Origin of the sequence: Streptomyces sp. B6B3, assembly GCF_039871525.1 — a bacterium.
GTDB lineage: Bacteria > Actinomycetota > Actinomycetes > Streptomycetales > Streptomycetaceae > Streptomyces.
In genome coordinates, this window is record NZ_JBDPLU010000011.1 from 46,255 (window position 1) to 60,929 (window position 14,675).

Sequence of the window (14,675 nt, forward strand, 5' to 3'; positions counted from 1 at the left end):
CCGACATCATCACATCGCGCCGGCGTCAGGGCTCCGTGATCGGCAGCACCCCGGCGCCCGCCTCGGCCAGCACGGTGTCGCGGACCTCGTCCGCCGAGGTGGTCTGCGGCTGGTAGGCGTACTCCGCGGCCGGGTCCCAGCCCACGTCCGTGGTGAACTCCTCCAGCGCCCACGCCGGCGGTTCGGTGCCGGCCTGCTCGGCCGCCGCGATCGCCTCGGCCGAGGCCGCCTCGAACTTCCGCTCCGCGACGGCGCTGACGTCCACCGGATCGCCGTTGAACCAGGATCCCGAGTCGCGGAACTGGTGGCCGTTCAGGTTGTCCAGCACGATGTCGGCGCTGGCGCCCTCGCCGGCGTACTCGAAGGCGTTGTACTCCGACACGATCATCGACTCCAGGCCCATGCCGAGGAAGTAGTCGCTGCCGCCGAGTTCCTCGCTGACCATCGGATAGTCGGGGTCGTCGGTGCTGCCGGTGAAGTAGTTGTTGAACGAGTGGACCGGGCCGAAGCGGACCCGCGGGCTGCGCTGGGCGCTGTCGTCGAAGAGGTTGTGGTGGAGGGTGACCTTGAGGTGGCCCCGGTCCTTGTCGCCCTGTCCGTCGCCCGAGCCGATCAGCGCCGTCTTGGCGTGGTCGACGAACTCGCTGTACGAGACGGTGACGTAGTCCGTGCCGTCCTCGATGTCCAGCAGCCCGTCGTGCCGCTCCACCGGCTCGCCGTGGAAGCCCTCGGGCGCCTCGCTGTTCGGGAACCGTCCGTCCGTGAAGGTGCAGTGGTCGATCCAGATGTTCGATCCGGTCACGATCGACAGCGCGTCGAACCGGGCGTTCCACGAGCCGTTGTCGCCGTCCCACGGGTCCCAGGAGGGAAAGTGGTCGGTGGGCGCCTCCAGTTCGAGGTTGCGCACGACGATGTTCTGGCCGAGCCGGACGGACAGGTAGACGCCGAGCAGTTGGGCGTCGTCGCCGATGCCGACCAGCGTGGTGTTGCTCGGCACCTCCAGCTGGATCTGCTGCTTCTGCGCTCCCGAGCCGTCGACCCGCAACGCGGCCTGTTCCTCGCACCACTCGTGCCGGTCGTCGCTCCACTCCGTGCCATCGGGCCCGAAGCAGGCCATGTAGCGGTCGAGGTCCCAGCCGGGCGCGTAGTCCTGGTCGTCGAGCAGCTCGCCGTCGTCGGTCTCGTTGCCGTGGATCGCGCCGTCGACGTAGATGATCTTGGGCTCGTCCGGGGACCCGCCGTTGTCCAGCGCGGTGACGAGTTCCGCACGGGTGTCCACGACGTGTACGGCGTCCTCGGCGGCGCCCGCGCCGCCCGTGGTGCCGCCGTTCGCCGTGGCCCAGCCGATCGGCTCGTCCTGCCAGGGATCGGCGGCGGCCTGGGCGGCCCCGGTGTCGACCACCCCGCCCAGACCGACCGCCCCGACCACCGCGAGGGCGAACGTCAGCGAACTCCGTGCCCAGAGCCTGTGCACAGCGAACCGCTCCCTTCCACGCCTCACGGCGGCCGGTGTTACTCCTCATCCCGTTCGTCGCCGCCACCGCGGGAAAGGTTGCCGACCCGCCGCGTCGGTCCCGCCGCCCGACGCCCCGACGCCCTGGAGCCCGCCCCAGACCCCCGCGGCCCCCACCGTCACGGCCCCCCGGCGACGAGTCGCACCGCCTCCCGCTCGGCCGCCGTCCGCCTCCGCTCGGCCGTGGTGCGGCGCAGGGTGCCGGCCACGGCGTGCCGCGTCGCGTCGTACGTCTCCTCGAACCACTCGGTCCGGTCGCGATCCGTCGGCACCCGAAGGCCCTCCTGTCGCAGGGACCTGTGCCTCGGGAACGCCGATTCTTACGCCGGCGGGCGCGCTGGCCGCGACACGGCCTCGCTCGGCTAGCGGTTGCGCACCTCGTAGCTGATGTGGGTCGCGTGCGGGGTGCTGACCACGTCGGCGATCCGCAGGGAGACCGGCGCATTCGGCAGGTGGTCGAAGAGCCGGGTGCCGCCGCCGAGGAGGAGCGGCGCGACGTGCAGGTGGACCACGTCGGCCAGGCCCGCGTCCACGACCTGGGTGCACACGTCGGCACCGCCCATCACCACGACCGTCTTCTCGCCGGCGGCGGCCCTGGCCTGCCGCACGGCGGCCGCCACGCCGTCGGTGACGAAGGTGAAGTCGCCCCTGAGCCGCATCGTCTCCGGCGCCCGGTGGGTGACGACGAAGTACGGCGGCGGGTTCGACTGGTCCTGCTCGCCGCCGTACCCCAGGTCGTCGCGCCAGCCGTGCGGCCCGTCGACGATGTCGAAGAGCCGGCGCCCCATCACGACGGCGCCCGTGCCGTGGAACGCCGTGTCCAGCACCCGACGGTCGGCGTCCGTCCCGTCCATCACCCAGTCGTGCAGCGGCTCACCCCCCACCCCGAGCCCGTGCTCCAGATCCGCCCCCGGAGCCGTGACGTACCCGTCCACCGACACCGTGATGTCCACGACAACCTGTCCCATGACCGACCTCCACACCTGACGAGCCCTACCTGACGGGTAGACCCGCCGCCCCGCGCGATCTCATCGGCCCGCCGCGGGCAGAACCGGCCGGCAACGAAGGTCGGGCCAGCCGAGACAGAGTGCCGCTTGACTTGCTAACTACTTCAAAGCACACTCAGAGTATGACTACCGTCACCGTCCCCTGGTCGAAGCTCCTACAGCAGCCGAACCAGGTCACGGCGGAGCTGGCCACGAACGACGCCGTGCGACTGGCGAGACGTGGTGCCGAGGACCTCATACTGACCACCGCGGGCAGGGACAGGGCGCAGAGCGACGACGCTGACCTGCTGACACGCACGTTCGCCGCGCTCGTCAAGCGGGACGAGGCGGCGCGTGGCCTGCTGCTGACGCTGCCGGAAATCTTCCCCTGGGTGCGGTTCCTCCCAGAGGACGCGGTGCGCGAGTTCCTGGTCGAGTTCGTCGAGACCGCACGAGCCTGCGCCGAGATCCAGCGCTTCACGGCGCTGCACCAGGTGATCGTGGAATGGAAGCACACGGCGGAGATCCACTCCGACCCCGAACTGCACGCCCAGCTCAGCCAGAGCTTTGAGCCTGACCCCGACCTTCCGCCGGTGACGCCTGCGGAGGAGACTGCGTGACGCCCAAGAGGGGGGACCGGGTCTCACCACCACCCGTCCACGATGAATGGGACGTGCGCTTCGCCAGTCAGGCAGCGGCCACCGGCTGGGAAGAACTCTGCCGCCAGGCCGCGAGCAACACCCGGGACTGCTTCGACCGTCTTCGCGCCGGCCCGCACCCGGCCTCGCGTACGGGACGGCACCACCCGCTGCGCGGGGACCTGGCCAGCGCCCGAGTCGGCGGGCGTGCCCTACCGCAGTACCAGTTCGAGGTGACCGCCGGCGGCCGCTGTCTGGTACGCGCTGGACGAGGACAAGCACACGCTCTGGATCACGTTCGCCTCGCCCCGACACCCCAGGTCGACGGACAGGTGACGCCAGAGCGCGCGTAGGGTCGTTGGGCATGGTGACGCGGCGACGGACCTCCCGGCTCCTGATGCTCGACGAGGACGACCGGCTGCTCCTGCTGTGCGGGCGCGACCCGCGCGCTCCCGGGGCACGGTGGTGGTTCACCGTGGGCGGAGGCGTCGAGGCCGGGGAGGACTACGTGACGGCGGCGCTGCGGGAGGTGCGCGAGGAGACGGGCCTGCGCCTGCCGGCGCACCGGCTGGGGCCCGTCGTCTGGACGCGGGAGGCGCTCTTCACGGTCGACGGCCACCGCTTCGACCAGTACGAGGAGTACCGGCCGGTCCGGGTGCTGCCCGAGGAGGCGGCCGCGATGCGGTTCGAGCAGGTGGAGGCGTGCCACGGCCACCGCTGGTGGTCGCGCGGCGCTCTGGCGACCACCGCGGAGACGGTGCGGCCCAGGGGCGTCGGGCAGCTGCTCAACGATCTGCTGAGCGTCGGCCCGGCCAGCGGCGCCGGTCCGCGTTTCCTGGGCCGTTTCGACGAGGACGCCGAACCGGACGTGACCCCACCGCCCGGCTACGCCTCGTCGCGGCCGGGTGGGCGGTAGCGCAGCAGGACGTTCCCCGAACGGAAGACGGTCACCGCGCCCGGCGTCAGGTGGAGACGGTCCGTCAGGCCGGCGAACCGGAGCCGACGGCGAAACTCATCGCCGGTAGGTTCGACGGAGCGAGCGGCGGCAGTCAGCGGAGGGCCAGGCGATATGAAGATCACTCTGCGCGAGGTGTTGGACAGCGACGTGGCCCTCTTCTGGGCGCACATCAGTGAACCGACAGCACAGCGAATGGCCGCGGTCACCCGCACGTACCACTACGACCGAGAGTTGTTCGACGCGCATTGGGCGAAGGTGCGTGCCAATTCCGCGGTCACGGTGCGGACCGTGCTGGCGGACGACGCGGTGGCCGGGCATGCGGCGGTGTTCGGGCCGCCCGACGAGCGCGAGGTCACCTACTGGATCGCTTCCGCGTACTGGGGGCGCGGGGTTGCCAGTGCGGCGCTGAGAGAGCTCATCGCTCTGGAGCCGGCGCGGCCACTGCACGCACACGCGGCGGCGGACAACGCCGGCTCCCTTCGGGTGCTGGAGAAGTGCGGCTTCACCATCACCGGGCGCGGCCGGATCTTCGCGCAGGCGCGCGGCGACGAGATCGACGAGGTGGCGCTGACCCTGGAGTGAGACCCGGGCGCTGGGCGCCCTAGCCGTCCCCTCCCGTGTCGGTGCCGAGATCGGCGCGCATCGCGGTGCGGAGGGCGGCCAACGCCTCCGTGAACGCCTCGTGGGCGTCGGACCAGGTCGCGTCGGTGTGGTCGTCGCCGGCTTCGAGCCGGTCGTTCAGGGTGCGCAACGCGAGCAGCGCCCGCTCGGACGGCCCGGCCACGGACTCCGGCGCGGTGATCGCCATCTGGTAGCGCAGCTCGTACGCGCCGCCGGAACGGAAGCTCTCGCTCGCCAGCCGGGCCCGCTCGGCGGCCGGCGTGGACGGCGACCGCGCCACGCTCCGCAGCTCGTTACGGGTGCGGGACAAGGCGGCGAGGTACTCGCCGTAGAGCTCCCGCCGGACGGCCCGCTCGCGCGTGACGAACTCCCGCTTCCACCGCGACCGCTCGGCCACCACGGCGGACCCCACCCCGACCACGGCACCGAGCGCCGTCCCGATCAGCGTCCCCCAGTCCATGCAGCGGATCCTAGGCCACCCCTCACTCCGCACACCCGGCCCTACGATGGGCCACGTTTCGTCGGCACGCGGGGGACGGGGGCGGCCATGACCGAGCCGGAGGCACAGCGGGTCTCGTTACTGAACGACGAACCGGTCGGCGACGCCACCTCCGATCTGCTGGGCGCCGGCCGCGTGGCGGACCAACTCGCCGGCCTGCTGCTCGCCTCCCGGGAGGCGACACCCTTCACGCTGGCGGTGGACGCCGGCTGGGGCACGGGCAAGAGCAGCCTGATGCGGCTCGTCGACGCGCACCTGAGACGGGCCCCGGAGACCCAGACCGTCTGGTACAACGCCTGGACCTCCACCGGCGGGGACGTGCTGGAAGGGCTGATCAAGTCCGTACTGCTGCGCTTCGACCGCCGCATCCTGCGCCGGGCCCTGCGCCGGGTCTCCGAGAACACGGCCCTGGTCGGGCTCGCTCGCGCCCTGTCCACACTGGTGGCTGGCCCGCTCGGGGCGGCTGGGACGGTGGACGAGCTGTGGCGGAACCTCTCCGAGGACCCGCAGCGGCGCAACGAGATGCGCGACGCGCTCAGGCAACTCGCCCAGGAGTGGGCGCGGTCGGGCGCCTCCGGGACGCGCCGACTGCTGGTGGTGTTCGTCGACGACCTGGACCGGTGCTCCGCCGAGACCGTGCTCGCCGTGTGCGAGGCGGTGAAGGTCTACCTGGACGTGCCGGGGCTGGCGTTCGTCATCGGCTGCGACCGGTCGGCGCTGGCCGCCAACGGCCTGCTGAGCGACCTGTCCCCGGCGGGCTCGGCGTTCATGGAGAAGATCTTCCAGACCAGCTACCGCATCCCCGTGCCGGACGAGATGGGCATCGAGCACTTCGTCCGTCGCTGCGCACACGACTCCGGCATCCACGCGCTGCTCAACACGAACCTCGTCTCACTCATCGCCGAGCGCAGCGAACGCAACCCGCGCCGCATCAAGAAACTCATCAACGGCCTCGTCCTGGAGGTGAGCCTCAACCCCGTGTGGCGAGGCGTGGGCGCCCGGGCCGTGGATGCCGTGGTCCGGACCTTACTGCTCCAGCATCTGTACCCGGAGTTCTACCGGATGATGGCCGGCGGCGGCGCCGGGTACGGAGACGTGCTCACCGAGTTCGTCGCCTACCGCGAAGTCCGGCGCGTCCTGCGGCAGCTCGCGGAACCGGACTTCGGGAAGGCGGGCGTCGTGCGCTTCTTCGCCGACCACGAGGTGCGGCCGCCGTCGTCCACGGACCCCGAGACGTGGGCCGAGAACCTGGAGGAGTTGGAATCGCAGCTTCCAGAGGTCTTCCCAGCGCTGGCCGCCGACCGTGGGTTCACCTCGCTGGTCGATGACCTCCTGGAACTACCCGGCGCCGCGGATCTCATCCAGCGCCTGCGCCAGCAGCCCCTGTCCTCAGCGATCTCGCCCCCCGTCGGCGCGGCGGCGGGGCGAACGGTCCCGGACGAGACCGCCAGGCCACGACCCTCGCATCCACAACTGCGAGGCCTGCGCATCCTGTGGATCGACGACAACCCCGACAGCGTCGAGGGCGAGGCCCATGCCCTGCGCACGGTCGGGGCAAGCGTGGTCATCGTTCGTGACGAAGCGTCGGCGGACGAGTACCTGGCCCTCGAACGCCGTGACCTCGTCATCTCCGACATCGGTCGGGGGACGGATCCCGAGGCCGGATTCACCAACGTCGAACGCCTCAGGAACGAGCACCGCTACACCGGGCCCGTGATCTTCTACACCGGCCGGGTCACCCCGGCTCGCGTGACACGAGCCAGGGAATTGGGCGCGCTGGGGGTGACCGCAGACCCCGGTGAGCTGTGGCGGCTGATCACGAACGCGGCGGAACGACGTGCCTGAGGCCGTCGACGAACGCGGACCAGGCGGCGGCGGGGATCACCAGGGCCGTGGTCGGATTCTTGCTGTCCCGAACCGGGACGAGCCCGGAGTCGTTGCGGACGAACTCCAGGCACTGGCCGCCGCTGCCATTGCTGTAGCTGGACTTCTCCCATTCCCGTTGTGAGAAGTCGAATATGACGCTCATCGGGTGTAGCCCTCCACGTACTCGCCGATCAGGGCAAGGGATTCGGCAGGAGGCAGGGCCTCCGCTCTGAGCCGATCATAGACTTCGTCAGCCATGGTGACCGACCCGATTTCATCGGTCATCTGCCCGGACATCAGGGTGTCGGCATACGCCATCGTGCTGCGGTCCTTGAACCGGAGCAGCGTGAAGCTGTCCGCCGCCGGGGGCGTGGCGCCGAAGCGCAGCACCTGGACGGTGACGTGAGGCGACTGGACCTCGGCCAGGAGGTGCCTGAGCTGCTCGGCCATGACCTCGTCACCTCCGACTCTCGTGCGGAGACAGCTCTCGTGCAGGATGACCCACAGGAGCGGGGGCACCTCGCGGGACATCACCTCCCGACGACGCAGCCGAGAGGCGACTCGCACGCTCACCTCCTCATCACTCAGACGCGGATTCTGGGCACGGAAGACGGCCTCTGCATATTCGGCGGTCTGCAGCAGGCCCATGATCAGCCCCGCGCTGTAGTCGAGGATCGAAACAGCCTCGCGCTCCATCCGGGCGTACGGCCGGAACCACGAAGGATCGCCGCGCTTCACGATCCGCTCCCGCATGCGCGCGAAGAGCCCGTTCGTGGTGAAGACCAGATCGCAGCCGCACGCGAACCTCTCGCTGCACAGAATCGCGCCAGCCTCAACCTTGCTGACGTAGCTCTCGGTGTACTTCCCGGCAGACCTCCCCAACTGCCGCTGCGTGAGCTTCCGCCCCTTCCTGGCCTCCCTGACCTCCACACCGAAGTGCGCCAGGTCGTTCAAGTTCTCCTCGGACACACTCGTCCCCACCCGCTGACCTCCCACCCTGCACGCGATGTCCGACGCCTTCGCCCCCCGACGTGAAGAAACGCCGTTCAAAGGTGACGATTCTACCTGCTCCCTGTTCAGCTAGTGACTGCGCCAGCACGCCGCGTAGAGCGGACGAACGGGAGGCCACCCCTCATGACAAGCACCGGCCACACCCAGGAGGACACGGCGGCACGGCTGCGCGACCTGCTCGCGACGCTCGGCATCGACGCCAACGTCCAGCCGGCGACGGTCGGCCTCCGCCCCACCGTGGTGATCCAACCTCTCCCGGTCGCCGACGCCCGCCGACTCGTCGACGCCTTGGCCGACGGGGAGCTGCGGCGGAAGGTCCGCGAGGCGAACCGGCTGAGCGAGACGAACCGCCTGAGCAGAGGTGACGGGTGACTGACCCCACGCGAACCCGGCGCCGTTCGGCGGCCCGCATCTACCCTGGCTGGCATGGACTTTGGGGGAGTCGGGCTGCGGGTCGCGTCGGGTGCGTTCGTGCCGTTGGTCAAGCGGCTGTTCCGGCAGGACGGGGCGGGGGCCGGGCTCGTGGAGCAGCCCGTGAAGCTGTCAAAGCTGGTGTCATTCGGGGCCGAAAAGCGCGAACTGGTCGAGCGAGATGTGCACAAGCTCAGTGAGGAACTGGTCCACCGGGCCCTCCGCGAGATGGGGCCGCACGACGCCCCCTCGCCCGACCATCAGCGGGAGGCGGCCGGCCTGCTGGCCCGCTCCCTGATGTGTCTCGGCGAGCTGGACATGGACGACGTCCAAGCGGTGCGGCTCGGGCACGAGGAGCTAGCGCGGCGGCTCCAGCGGCGCGGCGACCGGTACGTGTCCGCCGCCGCGAGACACCTGCACGACCGGCTGCTGGAGTTGGCCTGTCTGCACGTGCTGAACTTCTTCACCCAGCGCTCCACGTTCGTCGCCCGCACCCTCGTCGAGCAGAGCCGGCAGCTCAACGACCTGACCGCCCGGATGGATCTGCTGCTCGAACGCGTGCCGCTACGGTCCGCCGAGGACGCCGCCTTCGAGAGCCGGTACGCCGCGTACGTCCAGCAGGAGCACGGCCGGCTCACCATCTACGGTCTCGACCTCCGCCAGGAGCGGGAGTGGCCGCTCGACGACGCGTACCTCAGCCTGGAGGTGCGCGGCCGGGACCCGGAGCGTGCCGACGAGCCAGCGCCGCAGCGGGCGGAGCGGGCGCTCAGCGGGCAGGAGCGGGTGCTGCTGCGCGGCCTGGCCGGGTCGGGCAAGACGACGCTGGTGCAGAGGCTGGCCGTGACAGCCGCGCGTGCGGACGTTCGGGAGGGCATGACGCACCTGATCGGGCGTGTCCCGCTCGTGCTGGCGTTGCGCACCCTGACCCGGGACGGTGCCCGGCTGCCCACGCCGGACCGGTTCCTGACCGCCATGGACTGCCCACTAGCCGCCGGGCAGCCCGACGGCTGGATGGACAGGATCCTCACGGCCGGCCGGGCGCTGCTGCTCGTGGACGGCATCGACGAGATTCCGGAGAACGAACGCGACGCCGCGCGACGCTGGCTGCGCGGCCTGAAGAACGCCTACCCGGGCAGCCTGTGGTTGGTCACCGCCCGCCCGTCCGCCGTGCCGGACGACTGGCTGGCCAGGGAAGGCTTCGCGGAGTACTCGCTGGCGCCGATGAACGGCGCCGACGTGCGGGCGTTCGTGCACCGCTGGCATCGGGCAGCCGGTGTGAAAGATGAGGTGGAACGGGCCCTGCTGGACCTCGTGCACCGGCGGAACGACCTCAGCACGCTCGCGACCAACCCGCTGATGTGCGCGATGATCTGCGCCCTGCACCGGGAGCGGAACGGTCACCTGCCACACGGGCGCAAGGCGTTGTACGACGCGGCGCTGTCGATGCTGCTGGAGCGGCGCGACCGGGAGCGTCCTGACCCGCCGCGCGGTCGGGTGGAGCTGGACGCGGAGACGCAGATCTCGTTGCTCCAGAAGCTCGCCTTCTGGCTGATCACCAACGGTAGGTCGGAGATGACCGCCGACGTGGCGACCTCGGTTCTCGATCGAGCACTACCGCTCATCCATCGCGGCGCGGAGCTTGGCTCCGCGCACGAGGTGCTCCGGCATCTGCTCGAGCGGTCGGGCGTGCTGCGCGAGCCGGGGCCCGGGGCCGTGGACTTCGTTCACCGCACCTTCCAGGACTACCTCGGCGCCCGGGAGATCGTGGAGTGGCAGCACTTCCCGATGCTGGTCGAGCGGGCCCATGAGGACCAGTGGGAGGACGTGGTGCGAATGGCCGTGGCCCACGCCCAGCCGATCCAGCGGGGCGACCTGCTGACACAGCTCGTCGAACGCGGCGACCGGGAAGAGCGATACCGGATCCGCCTGCACCTGCTGGCCATGGCCTGCCTGGAACACGCCACGCAGTTGGCGACGACGGTGCGGCAGACCATCCTCAAGCGAGCCGCTCAGTTCATCCCACCCATGACCAACGCCGAGGCCTGGAGTCTGGCCCAGCTGGGCTCCATCGCCGTCGAATTGCTTCCCGGCCCGGAGACGCTCACGGACGACGAGGCGGAGGCGGTGGTCTATGCCGCCTCCCGCATTGCCTCGGACGCCGCGCTGACCCGGCTCCGCGCCTTCCGCGACCATCCGTTCCCTAAGGTGCAGGACCGACTGGCCACAGCCTGGAACCGCTTCGACATCCGTCGCTATTTCGACGACGTCGTCGCCCACCTCCCCCGGACCGCCCGTCTGCCTCTCCCCGCCACCAGTCCAGAGGAGTTGGCGTGCCTGGCCACCCTGGACGACTTGCCAGCCGTGGACATGCGTGGCGACTTCACAGAGGAGGACATCCTGGCCGCGTTGCGGGGGCGCGGCGTCTCCGTGCTGCGGCTACGAGACAACGGACGGCTCGACAACCTCGCCTTTCTTGGCGATCTTGGTGACATCTCCTCGCTGCTCCTCGACAGCTGTCCCGGGATCGTCGACCTCACGCCCCTGCGGGAGCTGCAGCTGGAGAACCTCTCGCTCTACAGCGACACGGAACCATGGCGGATGATCGGCCTCGACGAGCTCACCGGGCTACGAGTGCTTCGCATCGGTTCCTTCGTCACCGTTCGCTTCCTGTCGGAGCTGCCTTATCGTTCTCCCCTGGAACACCTCAGACTGCCGATGGACACGCCCGACCTGGACCGGATCGGGTTCTGGCCGGAACTGAACCATCTCGACGTCCATGAGAGCGGACGAGGGCTGGCGGGCGGGGAATGGGAGAGGGTAGCCGACCTGCCGAACCTGCGCCGTATCACACTGAATACTGAGGTACTCCACAGTCTGGCGTGGGAGGGAAGTCGACTGCCTCATATCGAACACGCCATGTTGTTCCAGCGGGAGGGCACGACGTTCACCCGGGGCGACATGGAACACCTCGCTGAGGGTCTTCCGGGGCTGCGGACGCTCATGCTCAACGACGACGCGCGGGACTTCGCGCCGTTGGCCTCGCTGCCGGACCTCCGGTCGGTGCACGTCCGTGAGCCGAGCGAACTGACCAACGCGCCTCCGCATCTGGACCTCACCTGCTCACTGGCACCACGCTACTGACGCCCCCTCGACTAATCTCGGACCAATGGATCCCAATCCGTTCACCTTTCTCCGGATAGCGAGCGGCATCGTCGGGCCATTGATCAAGCGGCTGTTCCGGCAGGAGGGGCCGGGGGCGGAGCTGGTGGCGGCGGATCGGGCCGTGCGGCTGTCCGCCCTCGTGTCGTTCCGGGGGGAGCGGCGGACCCTCGGTGAGGCCGGGATGGCCAAGCTCGCCAAGGAGCTGGTGCGGCGGGGTGAGGAGGCGGCGGGTGGGCATGATCCGCCGTTTGCCGAGGACGAGCGGGAGGCCGTCGTCCGGGCCGTGGTGCGGTCGCTGCACGGGCTCGGCACGCTGGAGATGGACGACGTGCAGGCCGTCGGGCTCGGGCCAGAGGCGTTCGCGCGGCGGCTGCGGGAGGCGGCGCCGGACGCCGCGCGGGAGCTGTCGGCGGGCGCGGCGCTTTTCCACGGCCGGCTGGTCAACACCGCCGCCCTGCACGTGCTGAACTTCTTCACGCAGCGGTCCACGTTCGTCGAACGGACCCTGGTCGAGCAGAGCCGGCGGCTGGACGAGCTGATCCGGCAGCTCCAGCGGCCGGCGCCCAGCCCGGACGCCGGCTTCGAGGGCGACTACGCCGCGAGCATGGTGCGGCTGCACGGCCAGCTGACGATCGTAGGCGTCGACTTCACGAACTCCCCCGACAGCTGGTCGCTCCCCGACACCTACCTGGGCCTCGGCGTGGAGCAGCCCGACGACGGTCCCGACCCGCCCGTTCCGGTGCCGGTGGACCAGGCGCTGGCCGGCGCGGAGTCCGAACGGGTGCTGCTGCGCGGCAACGCGGGCGCCGGCAAGACGACGCTGGTGCAGTGGCTGGCGGTGTCGGCCGCCGAGGGCAGCCTGCCGGGCGAGCTGGGACGGCGGCTGCGCGGGCGGATCCCGTTCGTGCTGCCGGTGCGGCGGTTCGGGGAGCGGAAGCTGCCGGCGCCCGCGGAGTTCCTGGCCGCCGCCCGGCATCCGCTGGCGGGGTCGGAGCCGGCGGGCTGGGCCGTTCGGGTGCTGCGGGCCGGGCGCGGGCTGCTGCTGGTGGACGGCATCGACGAGGCGCCGGCGGAGCGGCGGGAGTCGATCCGCCGGCAGCTGACGCAGCTGCTGCGGATGTTCCCCGGGAACTACTGGCTGCTCACCTCGCGCCCCTCCGCGGTCCGGGAGGACTGGCTGGCGTCCGAGGGCTTCGTCGAGCTGAGCCTGGCGCCGATGAACCGCGAGCAGGTGGCCCGGTTCATCCGGATGTGGCACGCGGCCTCGGCGGCGGACGCCGGCCGGGACCACGCGCGGCTGCCGGAGTACGAGCGGCGGCTGCTGCACTCGGTCCGGCTGATCAGGGAGCTGCGGCGGCTGGCCACGAACCCGTTGATGTGCGGGCTGATCTGCGCCCTGAACCGGGACCGCGCCGGCATCCTGCCGCGCGGCCGTAAGGCCCTCTACAAGGCCGCTCTGGCGATGCTGCTGGAGCGGCGCGACCCGGAGCGGGAGGTGGACGCGGACGGCATCGTGCTGGACCGGGAGGCGAAGGAGCGGCTGCTGCAGAAGCTGGCGCACTGGATGCTGCTCAACGACCGCTCCGAGCTCAGCCGGGCGACGGCCGTGGACATCATCGACCAGCACCTGCCGGCGATCCCGTCCGCCGGGGCGCAGGGCGCGGGCGCGGAGCTCTTCGACCATCTGCTGCACCGCACGGGCCTGCTGCGGATGCCGGCCGCCGACACGGTGGACTTCGTGCACCGCACCTTCCAGGACTACCTGAGCGCCAAGGAGGCGGTCGAGCGCCACGACTTCCCCTTTCTCGTGAACAACGCGCACCGCCCCGACTGGGACGAGGTCATCACGATGGCGGTGTCGCTGGCCCGTCCGGACGAGTGCGCGCTGCTCATCGAGGGCCTGATCTCGGCGAAGCCGCGGCTGCGGCCGGCGGAGGCGCGGTACTGCAAGCTGCTGGCGGCGGCGTGCGTGGAGCACGCGACGGAGATGAGCCCGGAGGCGCGGGCCCGGGTGCGGCAACGGACGCGGTTCCTGGTGCAGCCGGACACGGTGGGGGCGGCGCGCGGGCTGGGCTGGATCGGGCCGATCGCGCTGGAGCTGCTGCCGGACCCGGAGGGCGTGTCGGATCGCAAGGCGCTGTTGCTGGCGGCGACGGCGTCGGGGGTGCGGGACGACGCGGCGATCGACTATCTGGCGCGGCTGCGGGGGCACCGCTCGCTGGCGGTGCGGGCGGAGCTGGCGGGGGCGTGGCCGCGGTTCGACACGGAACGGTACGCCGCTGAGGTGATCGCGCACCTGGATCCGGCGGAGCTGTACTTCACGGTGACCGACCCGGAGGAGCTGCGTGCCCTGCGGGCGCTGGGCGGGCGGGAGCGGATCCGGGTGGCCGAGGGGCTGAGCCCGGAGCAGCTGACCGGTCAGGGCGGGCTGGTCGCCGAGCGGCTGACGCACCTGTACCTGCTGGCGTACGACGCGGCGCGGCCGCTGGACTGGCTGACGGGGTTCCCCCGGTTGCGGGTGCTGCGGCTGGGACGGTCGGTGGGACCGGTGCACGGCGTCCCGCCGGGCGTGCGGGTGGAGCGGGACGGGGAGTAGTCCCCGCCCCGCCCCGCCGCTTCCCGCGGCAACCGGACGACCGCGGCCCACCACGGGGCGCGGGGCTCCGCCCCGGGCCCCGGCGGAGGGGCTCGTGGCGCAGCCCTTGCGCCGCGAGCCGCCACGCTCCCTGCCCGCGACATCCGAACGGTGGCTCCGCCCACGCGGGCGCGGGGCTCCGCCCTCGTGGGCCCGCTGAGGCGGGCACACGCCGGGACGGGAGGCGGGAGGCCCTCACGTCCGTGGGACGGCGCGCCGCGGAGCGGTGTCCCGCGTCACCGGCCGAAGCAGCCCGCACGGCGGCTCGCCGGAAAGCCGCCACGCAGCACCACGCCGCGCGGCCGGGCGCCGGGCGGTGGACGGAACATCCGGACGGCGCCGGGCGTGCAGGACGAGGAGCCCTCCCCCGAGAGG

General features: G+C 71.3%; 13 protein-coding genes. 7 read left to right on the plus strand and 6 right to left on the minus strand.

The window, feature by feature from the left end; all coding sequences use genetic code 11:
- Positions 1–25: 25 nt before the first annotated feature.
- From ABGB06_RS22385 to ABGB06_RS22395, 3 genes are all read right to left on the minus strand, one after another.
- Positions 26–1,474: a pectate lyase gene (locus tag ABGB06_RS22385; protein WP_347592135.1), complete on the minus strand. Its 1,449-nt coding sequence runs from the start codon at positions 1,472–1,474 to the stop codon at positions 26–28.
- 158 nt (positions 1,475–1,632) lie between these two features.
- A complete protein-coding gene (locus tag ABGB06_RS22390) occupies positions 1,633–1,785 on the minus strand; it encodes a hypothetical protein (protein WP_347592137.1) in 153 nt (50 codons plus the stop codon).
- Between the two features lie 90 nt (positions 1,786–1,875).
- A complete protein-coding gene (locus ABGB06_RS22395) occupies positions 1,876–2,481 on the minus strand; it encodes a dihydrofolate reductase family protein (protein WP_347592139.1) in 606 nt (201 codons plus the stop codon).
- 161 nt (positions 2,482–2,642) lie between these two features.
- Here ABGB06_RS22395 and ABGB06_RS22400 point away from each other — a divergent pair, with 161 nt between their 5' ends.
- The 3 genes from ABGB06_RS22400 (at position 2,643) to ABGB06_RS22410 (ending at position 4,677) form a co-directional block, all read left to right on the plus strand.
- Positions 2,643–3,119: a prevent-host-death family protein gene (locus ABGB06_RS22400; RefSeq protein WP_347592141.1), complete on the plus strand. Its 477-nt coding sequence runs from the start codon at positions 2,643–2,645 to the stop codon at positions 3,117–3,119.
- A gap of 382 nt (positions 3,120–3,501) precedes the next feature.
- Positions 3,502–4,053 (plus strand): NUDIX domain-containing protein, encoded by a 552-nt coding sequence (locus ABGB06_RS22405; RefSeq protein ID WP_347592143.1) that lies wholly within the window; start codon positions 3,502–3,504, stop codon positions 4,051–4,053.
- A 153-nt stretch (positions 4,054–4,206) separates the two neighbouring features.
- On the plus strand, positions 4,207–4,677 hold the full coding sequence (locus tag ABGB06_RS22410; RefSeq protein WP_347592145.1) for a GNAT family N-acetyltransferase: 471 nt from the start codon (positions 4,207–4,209) through the stop codon (positions 4,675–4,677).
- Positions 4,678–4,696: 19 nt separating this feature from the next.
- Here ABGB06_RS22410 and ABGB06_RS22415 read toward each other — a convergent pair whose 3' ends face one another.
- Positions 4,697–5,176: a hypothetical protein gene (locus tag ABGB06_RS22415; protein WP_347592147.1), complete on the minus strand. Its 480-nt coding sequence runs from the start codon at positions 5,174–5,176 to the stop codon at positions 4,697–4,699.
- 87 nt (positions 5,177–5,263) lie between these two features.
- Between ABGB06_RS22415 and ABGB06_RS22420 the strand changes: the two genes are divergently transcribed.
- Positions 5,264–7,060, plus strand: a complete 1,797-nt coding sequence (locus ABGB06_RS22420; protein ID WP_347592149.1) for a P-loop NTPase fold protein — start codon at positions 5,264–5,266, stop codon at positions 7,058–7,060.
- On the opposite strand, the gene ABGB06_RS22425 is transcribed toward ABGB06_RS22420, so the two are convergent.
- Positions 7,032–7,244, minus strand: coding sequence for a DUF397 domain-containing protein (locus ABGB06_RS22425; protein ID WP_347592151.1), 213 nt, complete (start codon positions 7,242–7,244; stop codon positions 7,032–7,034). The two genes, ABGB06_RS22420 and ABGB06_RS22425, sit on opposite strands and share 29 nt — an antisense overlap.
- Positions 7,241–8,050, minus strand: a complete 810-nt coding sequence (locus ABGB06_RS22430) for a helix-turn-helix transcriptional regulator (protein ID WP_347592153.1) — start codon at positions 8,048–8,050, stop codon at positions 7,241–7,243. Before ABGB06_RS22430 ends, ABGB06_RS22425 begins: the two co-directional genes overlap by 4 nt.
- A gap of 165 nt (positions 8,051–8,215) precedes the next feature.
- Here ABGB06_RS22430 and ABGB06_RS22435 point away from each other — a divergent pair, with 165 nt between their 5' ends.
- The 3 genes from ABGB06_RS22435 to ABGB06_RS22445 are packed head-to-tail and all read left to right on the plus strand — an operon-like array spanning position 8,216 to position 14,261.
- A complete protein-coding gene (locus tag ABGB06_RS22435) occupies positions 8,216–8,464 on the plus strand; it encodes a hypothetical protein (RefSeq protein ID WP_347592155.1) in 249 nt (82 codons plus the stop codon).
- A 54-nt stretch (positions 8,465–8,518) separates the two neighbouring features.
- On the plus strand, positions 8,519–11,644 hold the full coding sequence (locus tag ABGB06_RS22440; protein ID WP_347592157.1) for an NACHT domain-containing protein: 3,126 nt from the start codon (positions 8,519–8,521) through the stop codon (positions 11,642–11,644).
- 25 nt (positions 11,645–11,669) lie between these two features.
- Entirely contained in the window at positions 11,670–14,261 is a 2,592-nt protein-coding gene (locus ABGB06_RS22445; RefSeq protein WP_347592159.1) for an NACHT domain-containing protein, read from the plus strand.
- The last annotated feature ends 414 nt before the right edge of the window (positions 14,262–14,675 follow it).

Bases quoted from the DNA above. Each gene is read 5' to 3' on its own strand.
- ABGB06_RS22395 (WP_347592139.1), bottom strand. From the start codon at position 2,481: ATGGGACAGGTTGTCGTGGACATCACGGTGTCGGTGGACGGGTACGTC.
- ABGB06_RS22400 (WP_347592141.1), top strand. From the start codon at position 2,643: ATGACTACCGTCACCGTCCCCTGGTCGAAGCTCCTACAGCAGCCGAAC.
- ABGB06_RS22405 (WP_347592143.1), top strand. From the start codon at position 3,502: ATGGTGACGCGGCGACGGACCTCCCGGCTCCTGATGCTCGACGAGGAC.
- ABGB06_RS22410 (WP_347592145.1), top strand. From the start codon at position 4,207: ATGAAGATCACTCTGCGCGAGGTGTTGGACAGCGACGTGGCCCTCTTC.
- ABGB06_RS22415 (WP_347592147.1), bottom strand. From the start codon at position 5,176: ATGGACTGGGGGACGCTGATCGGGACGGCGCTCGGTGCCGTGGTCGGG.
- ABGB06_RS22420 (WP_347592149.1), top strand. From the start codon at position 5,264: ATGACCGAGCCGGAGGCACAGCGGGTCTCGTTACTGAACGACGAACCG.
- ABGB06_RS22425 (WP_347592151.1), bottom strand. From the start codon at position 7,244: ATGAGCGTCATATTCGACTTCTCACAACGGGAATGGGAGAAGTCCAGC.
- ABGB06_RS22435 (WP_347592155.1), top strand. From the start codon at position 8,216: ATGACAAGCACCGGCCACACCCAGGAGGACACGGCGGCACGGCTGCGC.
- ABGB06_RS22440 (WP_347592157.1), top strand. From the start codon at position 8,519: ATGGACTTTGGGGGAGTCGGGCTGCGGGTCGCGTCGGGTGCGTTCGTG.
- ABGB06_RS22445 (WP_347592159.1), top strand. From the start codon at position 11,670: ATGGATCCCAATCCGTTCACCTTTCTCCGGATAGCGAGCGGCATCGTC.